General features: G+C 67.6%; 20 protein-coding genes and 2 pseudogenes. 10 read left to right on the forward strand and 12 right to left on the reverse strand.

The features are described from left to right. The first annotated feature begins 222 nt into the window (after positions 1 to 222). From ACF1B9_RS32005 to ACF1B9_RS32015, 3 genes are all read left to right on the forward strand, one after another. Positions 223 to 984: a DeoR/GlpR family DNA-binding transcription regulator gene (locus ACF1B9_RS32005; RefSeq protein WP_391746381.1), complete on the forward strand. Its 762-nt coding sequence runs from the start codon at positions 223 to 225 to the stop codon at positions 982 to 984. A gap of 226 nt (positions 985 to 1,210) precedes the next feature. Next, the gene (locus ACF1B9_RS32010) at positions 1,211 to 1,441 is read left to right on the forward strand and encodes a hypothetical protein (RefSeq protein WP_391746380.1); all 231 of its coding nucleotides are present in this window, start codon (positions 1,211 to 1,213) and stop codon (positions 1,439 to 1,441) included. Then, entirely contained in the window at positions 1,438 to 2,094 is a 657-nt protein-coding gene (locus ACF1B9_RS32015) for an HAD family hydrolase (RefSeq protein WP_391746379.1), read from the forward strand. Before ACF1B9_RS32010 ends, ACF1B9_RS32015 begins: the two co-directional genes overlap by 4 nt. A gap of 461 nt (positions 2,095 to 2,555) precedes the next feature. Here ACF1B9_RS32015 and ACF1B9_RS32020 read toward each other — a convergent pair whose 3' ends face one another. From ACF1B9_RS32020 to ACF1B9_RS32045, 6 genes and pseudogenes are all read right to left on the reverse strand, one after another. After that, positions 2,556 to 2,903, reverse strand: coding sequence for a VOC family protein (locus tag ACF1B9_RS32020; RefSeq protein ID WP_391746378.1), 348 nt, complete (start codon positions 2,901 to 2,903; stop codon positions 2,556 to 2,558). A gap of 126 nt (positions 2,904 to 3,029) precedes the next feature. Continuing rightward, positions 3,030 to 3,632, reverse strand: coding sequence for a transposase (locus ACF1B9_RS32025; RefSeq protein ID WP_391746377.1), 603 nt, complete (start codon positions 3,630 to 3,632; stop codon positions 3,030 to 3,032). Next, entirely contained in the window at positions 3,623 to 4,777 is a 1,155-nt protein-coding gene (gene amcB / locus ACF1B9_RS32030; RefSeq protein ID WP_391746376.1) for a cyclophane-forming radical SAM peptide maturase AmcB, read from the reverse strand. The genes ACF1B9_RS32025 and amcB overlap by 10 nt, the downstream gene beginning before the upstream one ends. 652 nt (positions 4,778 to 5,429) lie before the next feature. Further along, positions 5,430 to 5,633 (reverse strand): hypothetical protein, encoded by a 204-nt coding sequence (locus tag ACF1B9_RS32035; RefSeq protein WP_391746422.1) that lies wholly within the window; start codon positions 5,631 to 5,633, stop codon positions 5,430 to 5,432. 99 nt (positions 5,634 to 5,732) lie between these two features. Next, positions 5,733 to 6,275: a hypothetical protein gene (locus tag ACF1B9_RS32040; protein ID WP_391746375.1), complete on the reverse strand. Its 543-nt coding sequence runs from the start codon at positions 6,273 to 6,275 to the stop codon at positions 5,733 to 5,735. 425 nt (positions 6,276 to 6,700) lie between these two features. After that, positions 6,701 to 7,183 (reverse strand): annotated as a pseudogene (locus ACF1B9_RS32045) (SpoIIE family protein phosphatase); the annotation flags it as partial. A gap of 153 nt (positions 7,184 to 7,336) precedes the next feature. Here ACF1B9_RS32045 and ACF1B9_RS32050 point away from each other — a divergent pair. Then, positions 7,337 to 7,576 carry a hypothetical protein gene (locus ACF1B9_RS32050; RefSeq protein WP_391746374.1) on the forward strand — a complete coding sequence of 80 codons (240 nt, stop codon included), beginning with the start codon at positions 7,337 to 7,339 and terminating at the stop codon, positions 7,574 to 7,576. Positions 7,577 to 8,134: 558 nt separating this feature from the next. On the opposite strand, the gene ACF1B9_RS32055 is transcribed toward ACF1B9_RS32050, so the two are convergent. Beyond that, positions 8,135 to 8,377, reverse strand: coding sequence for a hypothetical protein (locus ACF1B9_RS32055; protein ID WP_391746373.1), 243 nt, complete (start codon positions 8,375 to 8,377; stop codon positions 8,135 to 8,137). Between the two features lie 159 nt (positions 8,378 to 8,536). Continuing rightward, positions 8,537 to 9,319: a type I methionyl aminopeptidase gene (map, locus tag ACF1B9_RS32060; protein WP_391746372.1), complete on the reverse strand. Its 783-nt coding sequence runs from the start codon at positions 9,317 to 9,319 to the stop codon at positions 8,537 to 8,539. Positions 9,320 to 9,717: 398 nt separating this feature from the next. On the opposite strand from map, the gene ACF1B9_RS32065 reads away from it, so the two are divergent. Next, positions 9,718 to 10,554: an aminoglycoside phosphotransferase family protein gene (locus ACF1B9_RS32065; RefSeq protein WP_391795957.1), complete on the forward strand. Its 837-nt coding sequence runs from the start codon at positions 9,718 to 9,720 to the stop codon at positions 10,552 to 10,554. Between the two features lie 490 nt (positions 10,555 to 11,044). Here ACF1B9_RS32065 and ACF1B9_RS32070 read toward each other — a convergent pair whose 3' ends face one another. Beyond that, positions 11,045 to 11,521: a nuclear transport factor 2 family protein gene (locus ACF1B9_RS32070; RefSeq protein WP_391746370.1), complete on the reverse strand. Its 477-nt coding sequence runs from the start codon at positions 11,519 to 11,521 to the stop codon at positions 11,045 to 11,047. A 585-nt stretch (positions 11,522 to 12,106) separates the two neighbouring features. On the opposite strand from ACF1B9_RS32070, the gene ACF1B9_RS32075 reads away from it, so the two are divergent. Then, positions 12,107 to 12,895 carry an IclR family transcriptional regulator gene (locus ACF1B9_RS32075; RefSeq protein WP_391746369.1) on the forward strand — a complete coding sequence of 263 codons (789 nt, stop codon included), beginning with the start codon at positions 12,107 to 12,109 and terminating at the stop codon, positions 12,893 to 12,895. Positions 12,896 to 12,957: 62 nt separating this feature from the next. Here ACF1B9_RS32075 and ACF1B9_RS32080 read toward each other — a convergent pair whose 3' ends face one another. Next, positions 12,958 to 15,258, reverse strand: a complete 2,301-nt coding sequence (locus tag ACF1B9_RS32080) for an FAD-dependent oxidoreductase (protein WP_391746368.1) — start codon at positions 15,256 to 15,258, stop codon at positions 12,958 to 12,960. A 434-nt stretch (positions 15,259 to 15,692) separates the two neighbouring features. Here ACF1B9_RS32080 and ACF1B9_RS32085 point away from each other — a divergent pair, with 434 nt between their 5' ends. The 4 genes from ACF1B9_RS32085 to ACF1B9_RS32100 all read left to right on the forward strand — a co-directional run bounded on the left by ACF1B9_RS32085 (position 15,693) and on the right by ACF1B9_RS32100 (position 20,436). Then, entirely contained in the window at positions 15,693 to 16,622 is a 930-nt protein-coding gene (locus ACF1B9_RS32085; RefSeq protein WP_391746367.1) for a carbohydrate ABC transporter permease, read from the forward strand. Continuing rightward, complete coding sequence (locus ACF1B9_RS32090) at positions 16,619 to 17,539, forward strand: carbohydrate ABC transporter permease (protein WP_391746366.1); 921 nt, start codon at positions 16,619 to 16,621, stop codon at positions 17,537 to 17,539. The genes ACF1B9_RS32085 and ACF1B9_RS32090 overlap by 4 nt, the downstream gene beginning before the upstream one ends. Before the next feature lie 70 nt (positions 17,540 to 17,609). Then, positions 17,610 to 18,911, forward strand: coding sequence for an extracellular solute-binding protein (locus tag ACF1B9_RS32095; RefSeq protein ID WP_391746365.1), 1,302 nt, complete (start codon positions 17,610 to 17,612; stop codon positions 18,909 to 18,911). 223 nt (positions 18,912 to 19,134) lie between these two features. After that, entirely contained in the window at positions 19,135 to 20,436 is a 1,302-nt protein-coding gene (locus ACF1B9_RS32100; RefSeq protein ID WP_391746364.1) for a BNR-4 repeat-containing protein, read from the forward strand. A 344-nt stretch (positions 20,437 to 20,780) separates the two neighbouring features. Here ACF1B9_RS32100 and ACF1B9_RS32105 read toward each other — a convergent pair whose 3' ends face one another. Both ACF1B9_RS32105 and ACF1B9_RS32110 read right to left on the reverse strand, forming a co-directional pair. After that, complete coding sequence (locus tag ACF1B9_RS32105; protein ID WP_391746363.1) at positions 20,781 to 21,830, reverse strand: RNA ligase family protein; 1,050 nt, start codon at positions 21,828 to 21,830, stop codon at positions 20,781 to 20,783. 608 nt (positions 21,831 to 22,438) lie between these two features. Next, positions 22,439 to 22,652, reverse strand: a pseudogene (locus ACF1B9_RS32110) (IS630 family transposase); the annotation flags it as partial.

Raw genomic sequence — 22,652 nt, forward strand, 5'->3', positions numbered from 1 at the left:
TGTGTGGACTATTGACTGCTGAGAGTGTGGACCCTTGCCCGTTTGCCGTCAAGGCTTCGCACTCCCGACCTGGTGAACGATCGCTGATCACCTGGCGGAAAGCGCTTTGAGCTGCGGAGAAGAACAGAGTTTTGAGGCCGTCGGCGATGCGTTCCGGACGCCACATGAGCCCTAGAATGCAGTCAGGGCTCCACAGAAACAGTCAATCAGAGAGGGCCGCACGTGCTAGCAGCCGAGCGTCACCGCAGGATCGTCGCCGAGATCGCTCGGCTCAAATTCATCACGACGGACGACCTGACCAGCCTGCTGGGCGTCTCGCACGAGACGATCCGCAGAGACCTCGCCCTCCTCGAACGCCGCGGCGAGCTGGCGCGTGTCCACGGAGGGGCCACCGCCGTCCGGTCACCCGTCGGGGAGGAGGCGTCCTTCAACGAACGCAGGGGCGCTTTCCTCGCCGAGAAGCAGGCCATCGGCCGAGCCGCAGCAGCCCTGATCGAACCCAACCAGACGGTCGTCATCGATGTCGGTACCACGGCCCTGGAGGTGGCCCGTGCTCTGCCCGCCGATCACGCCGGCGTCATCGCCACCCCTTCCCTGCTCGTGGCCGCCGAAGTCAGCTCCCGTCCGCAGGTCGAGGTCCTGGTCAGCGGCGGGAGGCTGCGCGGTGGCGACCTGGCCTGCTCCAACGCCCAGGCCGTCGAGTTCTTCGACAATCTGCGCGCGGACGCGGTCTTCCTGGGCTCCGGAGGTATCGCCTCCTACGGACTGACCGATTTCCACCTCGACGAAGTCGCGACGAAGCGCACCATGCTCGCCAACGCGTCCCACCGCTACGTGCTCGCTGATTCCAGCAAGTTCGGACGCACGGCCGCCCACCGCGTCTGCGAACTCGACGGCTTCGACACCCTCATCACCGACATTCCTTGCCCGGACGGCCTGAGAGACGCCCTCGACGCCGCGGGCGACAACATCGTCGTGGCCTGAAGGCGGTACGGCCAACCGCCTCCTTCGGCGCCGGCAGTCCTCCTCGCCTCCGGCACGGCAGGGGTCCTGCCCCTCCGAGGAGCGTCGCGAGGAATCCGGCCGTTTTGCCGCGGTCATGCAGACGATCCGTCCGCGCCCCGCATGGAACCCTCTTGACTCCCTCCGGCCACCACGTCCACAATCACAGACTGAAACGGTCAACTTTCCACATGTTCGGGCAATCGGAGTGGCAGCGCATCATGGCAGGATCGAGACGCCGCCCAACCGGCCTTCCGCAGCCGGAGGCGCCGGTGCAGCAGCGCAGGCGCGCGAGGTCTTCGGCCGTATCGACGTCGGCCTCGCCTCGGTGAGCGCGGTCCACGGCGAGAGTTCCCCTGTCACGATGGTCGTCGAGGTGAGCGCGCTCGCTGCCGCAGACCTTCTCGTCGAGACGAAAGCCGACGCCGTCCCACAGTGAACCCGGCCAACGAAATCACCTCGATCTTCGACCTCGATGGCGTCCTGACCAGCGAGGACACGATGTCCTCACTGGTCAGAGCTCGTCTGGCAGCCCGTCCTCTCCGGTTCGCCGCTGCAATCCCACCGTTCTTGCTCGCCTCGGCAGCACCGCCCGACAGCGCGCTGAAGCCCGCGATGAACCGGGCGATCGTGGCCTTGGCGCTGCGCGGAATGACCCGCAGCCAGTACGAGGAACTGGCAGCCGTGACGGGCCGGATCATGGCAGGCCGGACAGCGGTCAGACAGGCCGTGGCACGGTGCCGATGCGCCCGCGGTCGTGGTCCGACCGTCGTGGCGACAGCCTCGGAGGAGAATCTCGCGCGTGCATTTCTGGACGGCGTCGGATTGCTCGGCATCCCTCTGGCCGCTTCCCGGCTCGACTTCACCCCGCGAGGGCCCCGACTCATCGCCCACAACGTGGGCGAAGCAAAGGTCGACGCCGTCCGGGCGCTGGGGTTCGCCCCGGAGGACGCACTCCTGTACACCGACTCGGCCAGCGACCTCCCGCTCGCCCGTATCGCCCGCCGGACCGTCACTGTCAACGCCGCCCGCCGCTCGATCGCGAAGCTCACCGACGCCTCGGCAGACATCCGTCACGAGCGCTGGCGCTGAGGCGGGCACAAACTGTCCCAGGTGTCCCTTTCCATGACCATCACTGCCGCATCACGCAGTGAGACGCCGAGCCGATGTCCGCCGTCGTACAGGCCGGTGGCTGCAGGGAACACCGTCGGACCGGCACCGGCACGTGCCCCGATTCAGGCAGTCTCTGCGGGCCCAAGGCTTCCAGAGCGGTGTCCGCGTAGGAGCGGAGGTGGCCGGTTCGCCAGGTCCCCAGGGCGGCCTCGGTGACCAGGCCGGTGGGCTTGCAGGCAGTGTCGGGCAGGGCGGCCACACGGCACAGGTCGACGGCCCACGGGTCGAAACGTCTGTGGTGACAGGGGGTCGCCTCAAGCGCCGCAGGGCTGTGGCCACGCGGTACGACAAGCTCGCGGTCCTCTACGAAGCGACCGCGCTGGTCGCAGCCATCAACGAGTGGCCGTGACCAGCGTCTTCCCACTCGTACCGGAGCGGCGTCAGCGGTGGCCCAGCACGTTGACCACACGGCCGTTGGGGTCTCGGACGAAGAACCGCCGCACGCCCCACTCCTCGTCCTGCAAGGGGTGGACGATCTCCGCGCCCCTGCTCTGCATGGCCGCATAGGCCGCGTCCACGTCGTCCACTTCGACACTCAAGTCGGGGGTGACCGAGGCAGCCTTGTCGCTGGTCATGAAGCTGACCTGCGCCGCCGGACTGGACGGGGAGGCGAGCGTCATGATCCAGCCGTGGTTCATGACTTCCTCGAAGCCCAGCAGGCCGTAGAACTCCCGGCTCTCCTGCGCAGCCTCTGACTGAATGTTGGGCACGACACGGCGAACTGCCATCGACGACTCCAGATGAGAACAGACATGCCTCCGAGACCCTCCACAAGTACTACGTCACGCCCACCGCCGCACACACTTTCGCAACAGGCCCTAGCTTGGCTCTGTCGGGGATCGTGACGGTCGAGGTCAGCTTCCGAGGGTTCGCCAGGACTTCGACCGGGGGATGTCGTGCTGGTCCAGGAAGGTCTGGAAGGCGGTCGGCGGCCTCTGTGAAGGGGTTTGCTCGGTATCTGACCGGCCGCGGAGTCGCTCGATGTTCACGGCGATGGCCGTGAGTACGTGTTGCAGGTGGGCTTTCGGCTGTCCTCGGTAGCGGCAGTGGCGCATGCCGTGTCGGTGGGCGAACTCGTTGATGGTGCCCTCCACTCCTGAGCGGACGGCGTAGCGGGCCTTCCAGTCGGGCGTCTGCTGCTCTGTGCGGACACAGACTTGAAGGTCGCGGAGCTCTCGTGGGGGAAAGCCCACGTTCCAGGCACCCTCGCGGGAACTGGTGAGCCGGGTCAGGTCCCGCACCGCGGCAAGGACGTGGGTGGAATCGGTGCTGAAGCTCGTAATCCGTGTCTCGGGGGCGACGAGGTCAGGATCGCCGCGACAGATAGGCCCATCCGAAGATGCTGGCGGTGTCGTGGAGTTCGTCGGCCTGTGTGACTGGCCGCGTGAGCTGGTCCCGGCAGGCCGTGATCCGGTGGGCGAGCGGGGTCGTGGCCGGTGTGGACTCTTCAGGGACATGCACGTTCGGCATGGCGCAGGATTCCTTCCATGAGACTGATCTTGCTGGTTTGGCAATAAGTGGTCTCGGTGCTGTCCAGACGGCCGGTTTCGAAGTACTTGTTGGCTACCTGGCCGCCACGGCAGTAAGTGAAGTAATCGCAGTACTTGCGGCAGTTGGTCACACCTGCCAGGGCCTCAGCGACCCAGGGCACCTCTGCGGCGCGGGCCGCCAGAACAGTCAGAGGGGTGTCGAGGACGTTTCCCGCGGTGAAGGGGCCATGCTGTGCGGAGCGGAAGCCCGCCAGCTCAGCCCCGATCGGAAGGAAGTCACCGTCCCAGGTCACCAGGGGCAGCGGCATGACGGGGCGGTCGGCACGTAGTGCCGCTGCACCGGACAGTTCCTCGCGGATGTAGGTGTACGCGTGGTCGAGCTCTCTGACCTGGATGCGCGGATCAGCCTGCCAGCAGGCCGCCAGTTCCTCCCAGAACGCCACGACTGAGTGCCTGGGCTCCTGTCCGCCTGCATACACCCCCTTCTTCTCGGCAAGGTTTACTCCGAGATTGTCGCAGCCCAGCTCACAGGCGAACCGGTACAGGCCGGTGGCGGCTCCCGGGGACGCGTCGGCCACCACCGCGATCAGGCCGAAGCGGATGCCGGCCTGGCGCAGGGCATCGATGCCGCTCAGGGCCCGCTGAGTGCTTGGGCCTCCCACCCAGTCCACCCGGGAGGCGTTCGCTTCGCCTGGGCCGTCGAGACTGACGGTGACGCGGACGGGAACGGTGGCGAACACCTCGCACCACGCTTCGTCGATGAGTGTGGCGTTGGTCTGTACGGCCTGAACCACCGGATGTGCCTCACCTGGCCCGAACGGTTCCATGAGGGACCGGAAGCAGGCCGGGCCGACCACGAGGGGTTCGCCGCCGTGCCACACCACCGCCACCGGGCGTTGCCTGGACCACTCCCGGACGCCTGCCGCCACTGCCTGCGCGACCTCAAGACTCATGCGCCGCGAGACCTTCCGGTCCGGCAGATAGCAATAAGTGCAATCGAGATTGCACAGCGTCGTCGGCTGCATCAGCATCACCGAGGGCGCTTCGGCCAGCTGCGCAGCGCCCGTTCGTAGGGATTTCCCGTCAGCGGATCCGGCTTGGGCAGCACTCACTCGTTGAGCGTAGGTCCGGGTCCCCGATACCAGGCCCGATCTCCCTTCGATCCACTCGTTCGAGCGAGCGCACTCGGGCAGCGCGCGCCACGCACGACCCACACGGCCCCGGCGACAGCGCGGGTGGTGATCCAGGGCACACTGTGCGCGAGCCGGTGCGTGACGAGGACGATGCCGAGATCCTGCCCGGCGTGATGGTCCACGGCATGGACATCGGCCAGTGGCTTCAGAAGCAGCGTCAGCGCCCCGTGTGGGCCGGGCCGTTGGACAGACAGCGCCAGCGCCTGGACTCCACGCCCGTCTGGTCGAGGTGGTGCAGGAGGTGGGGGCCTCGGCCGCTCGCGGGGCGGGTTCACCAGCAAGATCCACCTGAGCTCAGACGGCCGCTGCCGCCCGCTCTCTCTGATCGTCACACCAGGGCAGCGGGCGGACTGCACACAGTTCAAGCTCGTGCTGGAGAAGATCCGCGTTCCGAAGAGTGAGCCGGGCCCGCCCCGAATCAAGCCCGACAGCGAAGGTCGTCGCCAACGGCAAGATCACCGACCGCGCCCCCCTCGTTACCTTTTTCGTGGCTCCGCAATGAGGCCTCCGGCCTTCGGGCTCGGCATGACTTCCCCCTTGTTGTTGACGATTGTTGATGATCAGGGGGGTGTCACCGGGTCCGGAGGCATCGACGGACCGCTGATGAGGGGCTTGAGCCCTCCGGCGAGGGACAGACGACGCAGTCGGACAGCACGGCCAGCGGGTACGGGCCCGTGATCTTCGCCATGGTGTTGAGCTTGCGGTGCATGTTGACCCCGGCCTTGCTGATGACGGCGGCCCGGATGTCGGGGCGCCAGGTCGGCCGCTTGCCCACCCCTACTCGGCCTCCCCTGAGTTACGCACGACCACATCCCGCCCCGTGGCAGCCTCGCCGACGCCCACCCATGGCACGGCGGTGGATTCCCAGGGCGGCCTACCTGGCGGGGGTCAGGTGATGCTTGGCGGCGGAGACGACATGGTGATGGGTGGCCCGAGCGCACTCGTGCCAGAACGGTTTGGCGGTCAGGTACGCGCCGAGTGCGGAAAGGATGCCGAGGGAGACATCCACACTGAGGCGTCCTTGCTTGGCCCAGTAGACGTCTTGCAGATCGAGGAGCAGGGCGAATTCGTCGGCGATGAGGGCGGTTCCTGCGCCGTAGGCAGCGGCAACGGCCGGGTGGCCGACGGCGCGTTCGTCGCCGCGTACGGCGATGAGGCCTATGCCAGCAAGGATGCCGATGCCAAAGTTGTAGTGGTGCAGGTGCTGACCGCCGGCGGAGATGTTCCCCCAGGGCAGCCATCCGCCGCGAATACCGTGGGTAATGGTCCGCACGGTTCCCCACGTGACGCCGAAGGCGATCCACGTCACGATCAGTGATCTTTTCGTGGGGGTGAGGTGCTGGCTTGCCGACTCGCGCCAGCGTGCGATGAGCGCTGGCCGGGACCGGTTCAGCTCTTGGGACGTGTCAGTGACCATGAGGGTGACCTCCCGGGTTCGGCGCAACGAGGTCCGCGTTCTGCTACGTGGCATCGCCGACCGGAGTGGATGAATCCGCCGTGACGGGAAAAGGCCGAACTGCCTGGGCAACGAAGTTCATGCAGCTGCGGCAGTAGTCATCACGGTCGCACACGCCGTCTGGTGTCGACGCTGTTTTGTCGCTGAAGACCCGAGCACACTGGTCGTTGCCCTCGCGGTCGACGCCATGCCACGCGATCCGGTGCCGTTCTCCGTCGCTACGTGTTCGGCGCACATGTTGTACACCCGCCACCTCCCACGAACGCCGTTGCGGTGCAGCTCAATGAAAAGCCCACATCATTCAAGGTGGCGACTCAAACGCTCCAATCGAGTGAGGCCTTTCCAACGGTGTGAAGCAAACGGCGAGGCAGATACTCGTGCCGCGGCCCGGTGGGATGTGGGTGGCAGACAATCGCGCAGAGACCGAGGGGGACGTCGGAGTCGAGAGCCGGTGTGATGACGGTGGCGTTCTGCAGCGGTGAATGTGCCCGCAGTTGATGACTTGTACCTCGTCGTGCACGTCGACGTTGACGATGAGCGCTGTGCCCGTTCGTCGTCGCCCAACTGTGCGGCGTAGGAGTTGTGCCGTACGACAGAGGCATCGAGAGCATCGACGAGCGCAGTCAGGGTGGGCCCCGCTGGGCCGCCTCACGGAAGGCGCCGATGACGGCGAACGCGGCGCGGGCCTTGCCCTGGACATCGCCGATCAGAACCCGGGACCCCCATGGAGAGACGACGACGTCGTAGATGTCGCCGCCGACGAGCTGGTCCTCCTGCACGGGCTCGTACACGCCGTCGACCAGGACGTCGTCGGTGAGCAGCGGGAGAAGGCGCAGGATGTGGCGCTGCATCGTTGCGGCGGTGGAGCGCCCGGGCACCGAACATCGTACGACAACGGTGATGGCGGCCCGCTACAGCTGCGACGCGGACGTCACGGCACAAGTGGTGTCGATGCTGCGGGGGGTCGGTCCCCCTCCACAGCGGCTCGGGGGACGGCGTGGTGCGGCGAGACGCTTCGGCTGATGGCCCGGGAGTCCAACGAATCACCGTTGGGGGCCGGCTTCGTGCTCAACCGGCTCATCGAGGTGATGCTCTCGCACTTCCTGCACGTGTGGATCGACGATCCCGGCCGTGAGCCCGACTCCCTGCTCGGCGCCCTGACCGACCCCGTGGTCCAAGACACCATGGCCCTCACCGAACCGCCCCGGGCCTGGACCGCGCAATCGCTCGTCAGCTCCGTCGCGGTGTCGCGGGCGACCTGATCCGCCGCTTCTCCGACGTCGTCGGCATGGCGCGCACCGGCTACCTCCACCAGTGCGCATGGACCTCACCTCGCAGCGGCCCCACGGGACCGGCGACTCGGCCGAGACGGCGGCACGCGCGGTCGGCTACACCTCGGTCCCCGCGTCCACAAGGGCGTTCACGCGCGCTCACTTCCATTCACCGAGGTGGCCAACAGATCCGCGAAGGACCGGAGTTGCCCCTCGCTCCGCTCGTCGCAGGACCCCCGGGACGGACGGGCCACCCGACCACTGCCGACGTACGAACCGGTCGGTGCCTGAGTCCTGCCGACGACCACATCGGCAGGTGGTACCCGGGCCGCCGCCGTCGTCGCGGCTCGTACCGGCTTCAACGGCTCCTCGGAGCGATCAGTGTCGAGTCGTTGGCGTAGCCGCTCCTCCTCGCCGTGCGCCGCGGCGCACGCACGCTCTCCCAAACCTTCGTGCTGGCCTTCGCCTGTTGGCTTCGTTCACTTTCAGCAACAGCGTATATCGATGATGGCACTGTGACGTGGTCGGACGGAAAGCGCCCGCCGTTCGTCAACGCAGATACTCGATCAGTCGGTCGACCAGGTCGACCGACCGGATGACCACCGCCGAACACGAGGAACTGAAGCAACTCCGCATGAGCGCGGGATGACCAGCCTCTTTGAAGAAGAGCATGCCGATGCAGCGGTGGCACAGCCGGTGGCGGTCAAGACTCGCGAACAGCACCCAGTCGGATACCGGGGCGCCTCCCGACCTCGTGAACAACCGCTGCTGCGAGTCGGTTCTGTCACACATTCCGTGAGCGACCTCGAGTCCGGCCTGACCGGATCCCGGTGACCCGTGGCCCGCGCAGCTCACACGACGCGCGCCTGCTGCCGACGAGAGCCAGCAAGATCTTTCACGGAATGTGTGCAAGAACCTCGCCGGGTGCCTGCGGGCCTGTGGGATCGATTCTCATCGCTGCGCCTGCTCCGGCAAGGTGAGGATTTCCGCTCCGCCGTCGGTGATAGCGATCGTGTGCTCGCTGTGCGCTGTCCGGCAGCCTGTCGCACTTCGGAGCGTCCACCCGTCGGCATCAGTGACCAGTTCAGCGGTGTCCGCCATGACCCACGGCTCCAGCGCCAGCAGCAGCCCAGGGCGCAGTTTGTATCCACGGCCAGGCCGTCCGGTGTTCGCAACATGTGGGTCCTGGTGCATCGTTGATCCGATGCCATGCCCTCCGAACTCGGTGTTGATCGGGTACCCCGCCTCGCTGAGGATCGTGCCGATGGCATGGGAGATGTCGCCGATGCGGGCCCCGGGCCCGGCAGCGGCGATCCCAGCGGCCAGCGCGCGTTCGGTTGCACTGATCATCGCGACGCTCTCCGGGGGCTGTGCGTCGCCCACGATGAAGCTGATGGCGGCGTCTGCAGCGACTCCGCCTTTGGAGACAGCGAGGTCGAGTGTCAGCAGATCGCCGTCGGCAAGCGTGTAGTCGTACGGCCGTCCGTGGAGCACGGCGTCGTTGACGGCCGTGCAGATGTAGTGGCCGAACGGGCCGCGTCCGAAGGAGGGCTCATAGTCGACATAGCAGGACGACGCTCCCGACCCCACGATCATTTTCTCGGCCCACCGGTCGATGTCCAGAAGGTTCGTGCCGATCGTGGTACGGCTCTTCAGCGTCTGCAGGATGTCACCGACCACCGCGCCGGTGGTTTTAGCCCGGACCAGCAGGGTGGGGTTAAGGATCTCGATCATGCGACGCCCTTCTCGCGCAAACAATAACTATACCGGCCTTACTATACCGGTATTAGAATTGGCGCCGTCGACCGGACGAAGCCCGGGTCGGCGTACCAACTGCCGTCCCGGCGCCCGGCCCCGAAACGAGCCCGAGGCTGAAACCGCCACCGCCATCGGACCAGCGGCGGTAGCCGGCCTGGGGATTGGTAAGCGTCGATGATCCTGAGCACTGTATTGGGCAGTTCGATGCGATTGCTCTTCACGTTCCGTGAGGTGAAATGTGGTGGGGTGTGCACGGACTGTGCTCATAGGATGCGCAGGAACTGCATCGACCACCTGCGGGGGACGTGTTGGGAGAGTTGGCCTGCGTTGCTCCCGAGGTCCGGGATCGTCTCGTCGTTCGGTTCGGCGCTGAGGTGCTCGGTTGGTGTGACGAGTTGCCGGCTCTCGTCCACGAACTCGCTGCTCGTTGGAATCTGGATCTTGTTGCGGCGGGTGGCGGAGGCACCTCGCGGGTGTTCCGCTGTTTGCAGCGTGACACTGGTGCCTCGATGTGGCTGAAGCTCACGCCGGAGCCCTTGATCGCCCGCGAAGAGGCCGAAGCCCTGCAAGCCTGGGCAGATGCGCCGTCGGTTGTCCCTCTGCTGGCAGTGGACCTCGCCGCCGGGGCCCTGCTACTGGAGAACGTGGAACCGGGAGTGCCGGTGCGGCAGCTCGCTTGGAGTTTGCCCGAGGTCGCGGCCCTGCTGCGAGACCTGCGGGTCTCGCCTCCCGTGCCAGGGGAGCACTCGGTACTGCATCCTCTCTCACACCGGATCGACTTCCTGTTCGACTTGACTGACCGCAGGCTGGCGGCGGCCCGCGTGAACGGCCTGGTTGCCGCGAAGGTGCTGGGTCAGGCCCGAGCGGCGGCCCTGGAACTTGCAGCCAGTGGGCCTGTGGGACTCGTGCATGGTGATCTCCATCCGGCCAACGTGCTGTCTGGGCCGGGCGCCCGCATGGTGGCGATCGATCCGAGGCCGACGTGGGGCGACCCGGACTTCGACGCTGTGGACTGGGTGCTTGAAGGAGTTACAGATCCAGCCATGCTGGAGCAGAGGGTCGAGGAGCTGGCGGCGCTGGTTCCTGGCCTGTCTCCTCATCGCGTGCTGGGTTGGTGCCGGGCCCTGGTCGCCCTCATCGCGGTTCCCAGAATGTGTGCGGGGCGGGACGACGCGGAGACTCAGTTCCTCATGGCCCTGGCCGGCGGCTGATCCGCCCGGTGGCTGTGGCCGGATCCGCTCAGGCCGAGGTGCGGCCTTTCTCGGCAGGGATGCCGAGAACCCGCAGTGCGCCGCGCAGGGTGCCGGGATTCATGGGCTGGCTCGCGCGGCGGCCGGGGAAGAGCTAGGGTGAGTTCTGGTTGATCCGATTCCATCTCGCCTCGCGTCCCTGCCTCAGCATGGTGGCAAATCCGGACTCCCCCTTGGCGTTCCCCGGCCGGATGCCCGGCCGAACGATGCACGTCTACTCCGTCGCGACGATCCTCCGCGAAAGCGGCATCCCGCGATGGCCACACGCTCCCGAGCAGGGATTCAGCTGATTCGCCAGGCCCCTCCCCCCGTCCTCGCCGAGCACTCGGCACCAGCCCCGAGGCAGCGATGCACTATGCCGAGCGCGCCGGAACCGACTGCCTCGCCCACGTGTCACTACGTCGGCCACCAGGCGCTGACGATCTCTGACCGGGGCATTGGGGCGTTCCTCTTACGACTTGTCAGCTGGTCCAAGACGCTCAGTCGGACCGGCGAAGGCAAGAAACAGGGAACGGCAGCTGAGTAGCCAACGTCCATCGACTTTGCGGAACGTGTCCTCGTAGTGCCCCACTTGCGTAGGGATCTGAGGGGGCATGTAGCCACCGCCGGCATATCCATCGACGCGGTACGTCGTGAAGTAGGTGATCGCAGTCGCTGTCGAGACAGATGTCAGGGTCACCAGAATGTTCGTGCACAATCGGCGCGAGAGTCGGTCTGCGGGTCGAGCATCGAAGTAGGCCCGAAGTGCCTCACGGCCCTGGAACCTGCGGTCGTCAGCAGCCCACTCCCAGACCCCGTCCTCTGTGAAGAGCTCAGCCACCTCACCCGGGTCACCGAGATCAAGCTTGTGGACGAACTCCATGATCAAGCGCTCGCAGGCTCGCTCAGCAATCAGGCGGTCTGTGGGATCAAGAGTTTCAGTAACCATTGCGACTTCTTACCAGCGCCGCAGAAGACATCACGACCGCTTTTCGACGCCACGCGACCGCATGATCACCGACTCTCCCCTACGGACGCGCCGGCGCGTTGCCCGTTCGTGTCATGTTCTGACAGACGCGCACCTGCTCATCTCTGTCGAATATCTCCCCTACCAGCATACTGAGCGCCACTGCGGGGACGTCTTCCACACGCTGCGTGTAGCGACCCTGCTATCCACGGCAAGGGGGAGACGGAGCCTGCGGTCCTGCTGCTGCCGGCCGGGAAGGCGCTGACGGACCGAGCGGCGGCTCGGTGCCCTCGGCGCGCCGGACCGCCGTACCGTGACGCCGTGGTTCTTTCAGGTCGCCCAACTGCCGTGACAGGGACCGGGGCTCACTCCGCGAAAGGCAGTCCACACGTCCTCCAGCGAGCGGCGTGTCTTGTGAGTGCCGTTCCAGCCCGCTGTCGTTCATACGGTGAACGACCCGTATCCGTTCCGTTCCGGCCGCGAGCCGGCGGATTTCAGGAACAGCCCTCGGGCCGACGCGATATGCTGATGCAGATTGTGCAAGCGGTTTGCAAAATGAGGAGGGTCATGGCTACTCGGGCGAGCGACGCCGGGACGAACCAGAGCGTCGAACGAGCGGTCTCGGTGCTGCGCGCACTCGACTCCGGCCGCGCCGAACTGCGCGTATCCGACGTCGCCGAGCTCACCGGGCTGGGCTCCTCCACCACCTCCCGCCTCCTGTCCACCCTCGAGCGCCTCGACATGGTCGAACGCGACCCCGTCAGCAACCTCTACCGGCTCAGCCTCGGCATCCTCCCGCTCGCCGCCACCGCCACCAATCGCCACCCCGTCCACCGCGCCGCCCGCATGGTCCTCCAGGACCTCGCCACCCGCACCGGGCTGGGAGCCAACGTCGCCATCCGCCGCGGGGCCGAGCTGATGTTCCTGTGCAATTTCGAGGGAACCCGCACCCCGAAGTCCTACACGCAGGCCGGACACACCGCCCCGCTGCACGCCACGAGCATCGGCAAGTGCCTCCTCACCGGCCTCACGCCCAAAGAGCGCCGCAAGCTGCTTCCCGAGCCGCTCGCGGCACACACCGACTACACGACCACCAGTCACGACCTCCTCGACACCGAGATCGACACCGTCCGCCGCACCGGTTACGCCATCGAAGCCGAAGAACGCGCCCTGGGCCGCGCTTCCCTCGCCGCGCCCGTCCGCGACGCGTCGGGTGACGTCGTCGCCGCCATCTCTCTGTGGGGCCCCGCCTCCCTCCTCGGCAACCGCACCGAAGCCGAAGGGCAGCGCCTCACCCTCATCCGCGAGGTCATCGAAGCCGCCGACGTCGTCAGCCAAGCACTCGGCGCCCTCTGAATCACGCAGCGATGGGGCCGGGGAAGGCCGTTCGGTCTTTCCCCGGCCCCATCGCTGCGTGGCTATGCGCCGTACGCCTTGAACGCGATCACGTGCGCGTGCCGCGCGCCGTGCGTCGCGTCCACCACGAGCCGCAGCGCGTCGGTGCGCACGGGTCCGCCGTCCGCACCGTTGAGCGCGTGCACACGGTGGCGGCGGCGGTTGCCCGTCACCGTCAGCAGCGTGCGCCAGGTGCCGTCGGGTTCGCGGCTCTGGATGCGGTAGTCGCGGACCAGTTCCGGCATGACCTCGAACGGGGTGCGGTGGCGGTGCAGGTTGTTGAGGTACTCGTCGACGTCGTCGTCGAACACCACACGCGTTTCGCTGAGCTGCTGCCCCTCGTCCCAGTCGAGGCGCAGCCACTGCGTGGCCCGGTCCGGGTCGGGCAGCAGCTCGGACGACCACATCTGCGGACCCCCGTAGGCGCGTTGGAATCCTCCGACGGCCCGTTCGGGCAGGAACGCGGCGGTGTCCGGGGTCGCGCGGAAACCGAAGGTCCGGCGGCGCAGGCCCCGGGCCTGCCATTCCAGGACCAGCTGGCCGTCCTCCTCCGGGATGTCGTGGTCGACCGCCGCGTCTCCCTCGGCCCTGCTGCGCAGGGCGAGGACGCCGTCGGTGCGCTCGGGGACGAGGACGAGCGCGGCGCCCGGGCAGGCGCGCACGATCAGGACGACGTTCTGAGGGGTGTCCGGGTGGTGGTCGAGGCGGGCCGTGACCCAGTGGGGGCCGGCGGCCGGAACGGTCACCGTGGTGGTGAGCAGGTGGTCGACGGGAACGGCGTTCTCGGGGCGGCCGGTGCTCCACAGTTCCACGGTGAGTTCGCTCGGCCGCTCGCCCGGGGCGCCGTGGACGAGCAGGTCGACCGTGTCGAGTGCGGGGTCCACCGGCAGTAGCAGTGCGAGGTCGCGGGTGAGCGGGTACGGCTCGCCGGGCGCGGCCTCCGTCGGCTCGGCGGCCAGGCGGCTCAGGTGTGAGGAGGCACTGACGCGGGCCGTGCGCGCCAGGTTTTCGGGGTCGTCGTCGGCGAGGCCGATCACCGAGGCGTCCTGGCGCAGCAGGGTGCGGCGCACCAGCTCGGGACGCTTGGCGGCGAGTTCGCGCGGGCCGATGCCCTCGGCGACGCACAGCGCGGCGGCCGTGCCCGCGGCCTCGCCGAGCGTTGCGCAGGTGGCCATGACCCGGGTGGCGCCGAAGGCGATGTGGGTGGCGGAGATGTTGCGCCCGGCGAACAGGAGGTTCGTGACGTTCGCCGAGTACAGGGAGCGCAGCGGGATGTGGAAGATGCCGTCCGCGTAGCGCTGGCGGGCGCCGGGCTCGTCGGCGTACATGCCCTGCACCGGGTGGAGGTCGACGGACCAGCCGCCGAATGCGACGCGGTCGTCGAACTGCCGCTGCTCCAGGATGTCCTGCTGGGTCAGCATGTGGTCGCCGAGGAAGCGGCGGTACTCCCGCTTCCCGGGGAGGCTGCCGACCCACTCCAGCGTCAGGTTCTCGGCGTCCGGGAACTCGCCGGAGTTCTTGATGTGGTCCCAGATGCCCATGATCACGGCCTGGAGTTCGTCGCGGATGCGCTCGTTGTCGTGGACGGTGTCGAGCTCACCGCCCCACTCGATCCACCAGTAGTCGCAGCCGTTGTCGCCGGTGCGCAGCACGCGGTTGCGCAGGATGGGCGTGGTGGTGAGGTCCAGGGCGGAGGCGGGTGGTACGAACTTCACCGGTCGGCCCGTGTCCTTGGTGTGGAACAGGATCGTCGATCCGAGCAGCGCCTCGTCCTGTTCCTCGGGCGCCCAGGGTTCGCCGAACTCCGAGTGGGACTCGCGGCCGATGCGGTAGCGGGCGCCGGCGAGGTGGCCGAGCAGGCCGTCGCCGGTGCAGTCGAGGAACTGTTCCGCGTGGAAGGTGATGCGCCGCTCGGAGCCCATCATCCAGCCGGTGCAGGAATGCACCTCGCGTGCGTCGTCCGGGCCGCTCGCGTCGACCTCCCGTACGTCGGTGTTGAGGTACAGGTCGATGCCCGGCTCGGCCCGGACGGCGTCGAGGACCACCTGGTCCCAGTAGTACGGGTTGCCCTCGGGGTTGCGGTACTGGTTCTCGGTGTACAGCTCGCCCATGATGCCGGTCTCCCGGGCCCAGCGGTGCACGCCGTGGGCGGTGGCGCCGCAGACCCAGACGCGGATCTCGCTGCTGGCGTTCCCGCCCAGGACGGGCCGGTTGTTGACCAGGGCGACGCGTCGGCCGAGCCGGGCCGCGGCAATGGCCGCACAGGTCCCCGCCAGGCCACCGCCGATGACGGCGATGTCGTAATGGACCTCTTCTTCCCGCACGGTGCGGCCTCCTTGGTGTGAAGCTCGGATACTCTCCGCCGCAGCGGAGCCGCCATGAACGTACATCACATCCACATTGTGCAACCACTGTTCATCCAGTGGGATGTGTTGTAAATTTCCGGCGCAGCCGATGACACCGCCATCCTGGGCCGGCGGCCGAGTCCGGCCTGCTCGGCGATGTCACCGACCCTGCACAGAACCGGCGATTCACCGACCAAAAGGGTTGACGCCGTCGCACGATATGGAGAACGATCCCGCATGCTGCAACTTGCGTTCAATGGAGCATGCATGGCATTCACACAGGGCCTCGGTCGAAGCAGGGGACGGAACGGCTCACCGCTCACGCCCGGCCGCGTCGCATCCGTCTGCGGGCGCACGGCGCCCCGTGCCATGCCCCGCACCAACGCTCCCGCCCCGTTCGAGAGGACACACCCATGAGTACGGCCGCACCTCCACACAAGGCCGCTCCACGCCGTGAGCGGTCCGGCGGACGGCTCTCCAACGGCGCGTTCGCACTGCTGCTGACCGCACCGGGGCTCGCCCTGTTCGCGACGATCATCATCTACCCGCTGGTGTCGGCGCTGTTCACCGGCTTCTTCAAGCAGGATCTGCGGCTTCCGGGCCGGGAGTTCGTCGGCCTGGACAACTTCACCTACTGGCTGGACGGCGAATTCCTCACGATCCTCAAGCAGACGGTCGTCTTCACCGTCGGTGCGACGCTCGTCCCGTTCGTGGTCGGCTTCGCGCTCGCGCTCGCGCTGAACTCGGGCCTGAAGGGCAGCGGCTTCCTGCGCGGCCTGTTCCTGTTCCCGTGGGTGATCCCCGGCGTGGTGGTCTCCTTCCTGTGGATGTGGATCTTCAACGCGAACTACGGTGTGCTGAACGGCATCCTCATGAAAGCCGGAATCATCGAGGAGTCCGTCTCCTGGCTCGGTCAGCCCGGCACCGCCATGCTCGCCGTCATCGTCACCAAGAGCTGGGCGAGCTTCCCCTGGATGATGGTGATGCTCCTGGCCGGCCTGCAGACCGTGCCCAAGGAACTGCACGAGGCGGCCTCGATGGACGGGGCGGGCTCGATCCGGCGCTTCTTCGCCGTCACCTGGCCGCAGGTCCGCGGTGTCGCCTCGATCGTGCTGCTCCTGGAGTTCATCTGGAACTTCCAGCATTTCGACACCATCTACGTGCTCACCGGCGGCGGCCCGGCCGGCACCACCGAGACCTTCGCGACCGCCGTGTACCAGACCGCCTTCAAGGGCTTCGACATCGGCCGAGCGACCGCGCTGGGCGGGCTGTGGATGCTGCTCCTGCTCATCCTGGTCGCCGTCTACCTCAGGATCACCGAGCGGAAGGGCGACGCCCGATGACCTCCACAACCTCCACCCCGCTGACCGGCACCGCCCGGCCGGCACCGTCCGCCACATCCGCCGGACACACCTCGCGGCGCAGAATGCGCAAGGACCTGCTGCGCTCACGGATCGCCGCCTGGACGGCGGTCCTGGTGATCGGCGCCTTCGGCATGCTGCCGGTCTACTGGCTGCTGGCCACCGCCCTGAGCAGCCCCGAGCAGACCTTCCAGTTCCCGCCGAAGCTCATACCCACCGACATCACCTTCAGCAACTTCACGGCCCTGGCCGAGAACGACCAGCTGATCACGTACCTGGTCAACTCCCTCATCGTCGCCTCGATCACCGCAGTGCTGAGCGTGGTCGTCGCCACGTACATGGGCTACTCGTTCTCCAAGTTCCGCTATCGCGGGCGGCGCTCTCTGATGCACCTGGTGCTGGCATCCCAGATGTTCCCGCAGGCGCTCCTGCTGGTGACGCTGTACGCCGTGTTCTCCAGCTTCGGCTTGCTGAACACGTACACCGCCCTGGTGCTGTCCTTCACCACGTTCACGATGCCGCTGTGCGTCTGGATGCTGAAGGGCATCTTCGACACCATCCCGGACGCCCTGCTGGAGGCGGCTTCCATCGACGGCGCGTCCCGATGGCGGACGCTGCACTCCATCGTGGCGCCGCTGGCCGCGCCCGGAATGATCGCCGCCGGCCTGTTCGCCTTCGTCCGCGGCTGGAACGACTTCATCTTCGCGGTGACGCTGGCCGACAAGGAGAAGCAGACCCTGCCGCCCGGCCTCGTCTCCACGTACATCGGCGAGTTCCAGACCGCCTGGCCCGACTTGATGGCCGCCTCGCTGGTGGTGTCCGTCCCGGTGGTCGTCGCCTTCATGTTCCTGCAGCGCTACCTCGTCGGCGGCATGACCGCCGGCTCGGTCAAGAGCTGAGCCCGCGGGCTCCGCCCGCACCCTCGCCCACGCACTTCCCCCTTTCCGCCCACTCCCCCATGGAGACACCATGACCACCTCTGGCATCAGTCGGCGCGGCGCGCTGCGCATGTTCGGCATCGGCGCGCTCGGCGCGGCCGGCGCCGGCGTGCTGGGCGCCTGCGCACCGTCGGGCGCCGGCACCTCCTCCAACGGAGGCGACACGAAGTCCAAGAACTTCGACTTCACCTCCTGGTCGCTCAACGAGGAGGCCGCCAAGCCCGCGATCGAGAAGATCATCACGGCGTGGGAGAAGGCCGAGAACTCCAAGATCCGCGCGGTCTCGTACCCGTACAACGAGTACCTGAGCCAGCTCACCCTCAAGCTCGGCGGCGGGGAGACGACCGGCGCGGTGCACCTCGACATTGCCTGGCTCGCCGCGGTCGCGCAGATGGGCAAGCTCGCCGACCTCGGTTCCGTGGCCCTGAAGGGCGGCTACACGAACGTGGCGCTGGACAGCGGCATGTACGACGGCAAGCAGTACGGCCTGCCGTGGAACACCGGCTCGATCGGCGTGATCGCCAACTCCAAGCTCCTGGACAAGGCCGGCATCAAGAAGCACCCCACCACCGTCGAGGAGTTCGAGGACGCGCTGCGGGAGCTGAGGGGGCTCGGCGGCGGCATCGTGCCCTACGCCGCGGCCACCAAGGTCGCGCAGCTCAAGGACATCTTCCCGTGGATGCAGACCTTCGGCTGCACGCTCCTGGAGGACGACAAGGTGACCGTCGGCGATGACGCCTCCGTCGACGCGGTCACCTGGTACAAGAAACTGCACGACGCGAAACTGATCGCCGCGGACGTGGACCGCTTCGACGCACGGGCCCTGTTCGGGCAGGGCAAGGCCGCGTTCTACGACGACGCCATCATCGGCAAGGGCGTGACCGCGGCCCAGTCCAAGGACAAGACACTGGCCGACGCGATGCAGCCGATGCAGCGCCCGGTGCTGCGCTCCGGCGACACGCCGCAGGCGCTGCTGTGGGGCGGCGTGATCGCAATCGTCAAGGGCAAGGGACAGGACGCCGCGACACAGTTCGCGCTGCACGCCACCTCCGACCGCGCCACCGTCACCGAGTACTTCGCCTCCCGCTCCCTGCCACCGTCCACCACAGCGGGACTGGCCGACCCGAAGGTCGCGAAGGACACCTTCACCACCGAGTGGACCGACAAGATCACCAAGACGGCGACCGGCAGCCCGTTCTGGCAGTTCGCACAGAACGCCCAGATCGAGGAGGCCGTGGCCAAGCAGGTCCAGGCCGTCCTGGTCGGCAAGTCGAAGCCGAAGGACGCGATGAAGAAGGCCGGCGAGGACATCACCGCCCTCATCAAGCGCTGAGCCCGCACGCGGCAGCTCAAGGGTCCGGTGAAGACCGAACGGCCTTCACCGGACCCTTCGCCATGCCGCACATGTCTTCCCCAAGACGTATCTCGAATCCATATTGCGCAATCTCTATTCATGATCCGGGATCTGCTGTAAGTTTCCGGCGCAGCGCAGGGGTGGACCGACCCACGGAGCCGCTCCCGTTCGCCTCACCATCACGCCCGCGAAGGAGTTCACCTTGCGACGTCCCACGGCACGCGCGTACGCCGCCTCGGCCGCGGCCCTGGCCGCCCTGCTCACGCTCGTCCCGGCCGCCCAGGCCGACAGCACGGACCTCACGGCAGCCGCGACGACGGTGATCGAGAAGGTCCCCTACGCGATGGACTCGTCGAACCAGGCCGCCTGGTGGACGCCCGTCGCCACGTACAAGGGCCGCGGCCAGTACACGTACTTCGCCTTCAACGAGCCCGGCTCGACGGCCGCCACGCACCGCCCGGCCATCGCGCGGCGCGACCCGGACGGAGTCTGGAGCCGCCTGCCGCTGCTCGACAAGAGCGGACAGCAGGCCGAGTTCCCCGACGACAACGGTCACAGCCAGCCGTCCGTCGCACGCGACGGCAGCGGCCGCCTGCACGTGTTCACTTCCATGCACGCCAACGCCTGGCGCTACTTCCGCACCGAAGCTCCCGGCGGGAACGTCACGGACCACGCGGCCGAACTGCCCGACCAGGGCGAGGCCATCACCTACCCGGTCGTGACCACCGCGCCCAACGGCGATCTGTACCTGGCCGCCCGCACCGGCGCCGGCTCCGACCAGCGTCCCGGCAAGCTGTACCGCTGGGACAACGCCGCCGCACGCTGGAGCGTGGTCGCCACCTTCGCCGGCGCGCTGAACCGCTCCGTGTACCCCGATGACCTGACGGTGGACGCCGCCGGGCGCGTGCACCTTCTGTACGAGTGGGCCAAGGCCCCGGCGACCGCGTTTCGGCACCAACTGTCCTACCTGTGCTACGACCCGGCGACCGGCGCCTTCACGGACAGCGCAGGCGCGGCCGTCACCACGCCGGTCACGCCCGGCACGTCCGACGTGATACAGGAACTCACTACGGGTGAGGAGTGGAGCATCGACAACGCCTACACGGGTCCGGCGGTGCAGAGCGCCAAGCTCACCCTCGACGGCTCCACCCCGAAGGTCGCCTACCGCTACCGCTCGGCCGACAGCGGCGGCAACTTCCGCGTGTACTACGCGTATCCGAGCGGCGGCGACTGGGCCCGCCAGACCGTGTACGCCGGCGGCCAGACCGCCGCGGCCCTCGGCATCACCTGGGACGAGACGGACGCCAAGCGGGTCTACTACGTGACCGGCTCCGGCACCGACCGCGTGTTCGCCGCAACCGAGTCGGGCGGCACCTGGACCTCGGAGTCCGCCGCGCCAGGCGTGAGCGCGGACCGGCTCGCGGTGCGGCGGGACTCGGACGGGGACGACGTGCTGTACCTGCCGGACACCGCGCACAACTCGCTCTACTACGCACGCCGCTGACCCCCCGCACCACCAGCACTCCCGGCAACGGGGCAACGGGCAACGGGCACACTCGGTGCCGGCGGTGACCGGTGGCACACGACCCCGAAACCGACAATCCCGAAACACAACACAGCGCCCGGCCATGTCGCCGAGTCGCCGACGGGCCATGACATCGACAAAGGAGGAGACACCCTCGTCGGCGCAGGCCGACGGCCCCAACGCGGGCCTGCGACTGCTGCGTGACCCGGATGCCCCCGACGGCGCCGACAAACAGGCGCGTCATCCAGCCGGCGCCGACCAGCCACACCTGACTGATGTCGTTTGCCCGCCGCGTCTTTCACCGAGGCGACTGAGCGCTGTCGTCACCGTGTGCCCTCTCTGCCTCTCCGGGCGGGTTGACGGTCCTTTGCATCGAACACCGCCAGAGAGCGTGCTCCAGGCAGAAGCGCTCGTTCCAAAGGGCGTAGGAGTGTGTCCTCCAGGCCTCCCAGCGCTTCGGCAAGCTCTTCCGAAACGTCCCGGGTGATCTCCTCCGCCACAGCGTCCACCGGAGTGCGGGGGCCCAGCTTACTGACCACGGCGGCCGCGCGAGCGGGCGTGAGAAGTGCCGACGCCTGGGACAGAAGCCAGGCGGGAACTCCGGCCGCCCCCTGCGGCGGTGGCAGATAGGGACGTGCGCCGTCGAACCGCTCGTCCTCGGCGAAAGCCTTCTGCTTCACCTTGACCACAGGACGCATGCCCGCGCCCGCGGAATCCGCCTCCGTCCATTCGCCGGCCGGCTTGAGGACATAGCCTTCGGCGAGATTGCCCGCCAGTTCAGGCAGCCCGAAAAGAGCTGGGACTCCTGTGGAGAAGGCGCACGGCAGCTCCTGGAGCTTGTTCAGCGCGCCGTACCCGACAGCGGGAGGGCACAGGAGCCCCGCAGCCGCCGCGGCTCCACGCAGAGCGCGGTCAGAGATCCAACAGCGTCCCTCAGCCTTCTCGACCGATGCGTCGAACGGCAGCCAGTGCAGGCCCGGCGCGTACCACACGCCCGTCTGCACCGGCTCGACCCCGGCAACAGCAGGAACATCCGGGTGCGGGTAGCAGCCGCCGGCCAGCTCACCGTAGATCGTCACCACCCCAGCGCCACCCCGCACACTGCGCAGTGCCGAGGCAAATCGGGCCGCCGCCACCGACAGCACCGGCCAGACCCTGCTCACGCCGAAGAAACCATCCAGCGCATCGTCGCCCAACAACTCACGCCGCTTTGCCGGATGAACCCCCGCGTCGTCGCACACCACCGCGAAGTGCGCTCCGTGCACCTTTTCCACCGCGACCCACTCCCGGACCCCGGACACGCCGAGCCGCCCCCTGGCAGGGATCTTGGGATACGGCCGTAGCGAGGAACCCGCAGACGCAGCGTCAGACATGAGGAGGATCATCGCTGTCTGTCGCGCCCCGGGCAACCAGGATTCACCGTGGCAACTCCGGAGGGCCAACACGCGCAAGACAGAAGTGCCACTCCTCGGACGGAGGCCGGTCGTGAAAGCCCCACGTCAGGGGGACGTAGCCGTCCGGACGGTGTCCTGCCGAGATCGTCAGGTCGCGTTCCAGAGAGCGCAAACACGCGCTTCTTCCCAGCCCCGGAAGTCCTCGACCCGCGAGGAGAGGAAGCGGGGCCCGGTCCCCGATGGGCTGTTGAGGACAGCCGCGCCGCTGACGCCCCCGTTCCGGTCCAGACAGCAGGGTGGCGGATCGGAACGTGTACACGGCGGTGGTGTACGTGCTGACCAGTGGTTGCGCCTGACGGTACCTGCCGCCGACGTTCACCACCTCGCCCGGCCGACGGACCGCGCCTCCTCGTCGCCGAGCCGCTCGCCCGTACCGGGACCAAGACCGGAAACACCCGGGTCTCGACCGGCGCGCAGAAGCCCGGAACCCGAACCCATGGACGGTGGTCCGGTCAGAACAGCTCAACGCGGAATCCGGGATCCCGGTCGCAAAGGCCCGCCTCTACTGTCTCGTGATCCTGATTGCGTTACTTCGCGTTGTTATTGACGAGTTTCTTCACGCTGGTCTGGACGAGTCGGACCTTGACGAGGATCTCGTCGGCGGTGGCGGTCCAGGTGAATGGTTTCGCGTTCTCGTTCCAGGAGTTGATGTAGTCGCGGATCTGTTTGACCAGGACGTTGACGCTTGCGAACGTGCCGCGGCGGATGGACTGGCGGGTGATGATCCCGAACCAGATCTCG

The sequence above is a fragment of the Streptomyces sp. NPDC014727 genome, from assembly GCF_043083485.1.
Lineage (GTDB): Bacteria > Actinomycetota > Actinomycetes > Streptomycetales > Streptomycetaceae > Streptomyces.

Excerpts from the sequence above, each read along its gene's own strand:
- ACF1B9_RS32095 (WP_391746365.1), top strand. The coding sequence starts at position 17,610 with ATGACCACCTCTGGCATCAGTCGGCGCGGCGCGCTGCGCATGTTCGGC.
- ACF1B9_RS32070 (WP_391746370.1), bottom strand. The coding sequence starts at position 11,521 with ATGGTTACTGAAACTCTTGATCCCACAGACCGCCTGATTGCTGAGCGA.
- ACF1B9_RS32085 (WP_391746367.1), top strand. The coding sequence starts at position 15,693 with ATGAGTACGGCCGCACCTCCACACAAGGCCGCTCCACGCCGTGAGCGG.
- ACF1B9_RS32055 (WP_391746373.1), bottom strand. The coding sequence starts at position 8,377 with ATGTGTGACAGAACCGACTCGCAGCAGCGGTTGTTCACGAGGTCGGGA.
- ACF1B9_RS32040 (WP_391746375.1), bottom strand. The coding sequence starts at position 6,275 with ATGGTCACTGACACGTCCCAAGAGCTGAACCGGTCCCGGCCAGCGCTC.
- ACF1B9_RS32090 (WP_391746366.1), top strand. The coding sequence starts at position 16,619 with ATGACCTCCACAACCTCCACCCCGCTGACCGGCACCGCCCGGCCGGCA.
- ACF1B9_RS32105 (WP_391746363.1), bottom strand. The coding sequence starts at position 21,830 with ATGTCTGACGCTGCGTCTGCGGGTTCCTCGCTACGGCCGTATCCCAAG.
- map (WP_391746372.1), bottom strand. The coding sequence starts at position 9,319 with ATGATCGAGATCCTTAACCCCACCCTGCTGGTCCGGGCTAAAACCACC.
- ACF1B9_RS32075 (WP_391746369.1), top strand. The coding sequence starts at position 12,107 with ATGGCTACTCGGGCGAGCGACGCCGGGACGAACCAGAGCGTCGAACGA.
- ACF1B9_RS32050 (WP_391746374.1), top strand. The coding sequence starts at position 7,337 with ATGGCCCGGGAGTCCAACGAATCACCGTTGGGGGCCGGCTTCGTGCTC.
- ACF1B9_RS32020 (WP_391746378.1), bottom strand. The coding sequence starts at position 2,903 with ATGGCAGTTCGCCGTGTCGTGCCCAACATTCAGTCAGAGGCTGCGCAG.
- ACF1B9_RS32025 (WP_391746377.1), bottom strand. The coding sequence starts at position 3,632 with ATGTCCCTGAAGAGTCCACACCGGCCACGACCCCGCTCGCCCACCGGA.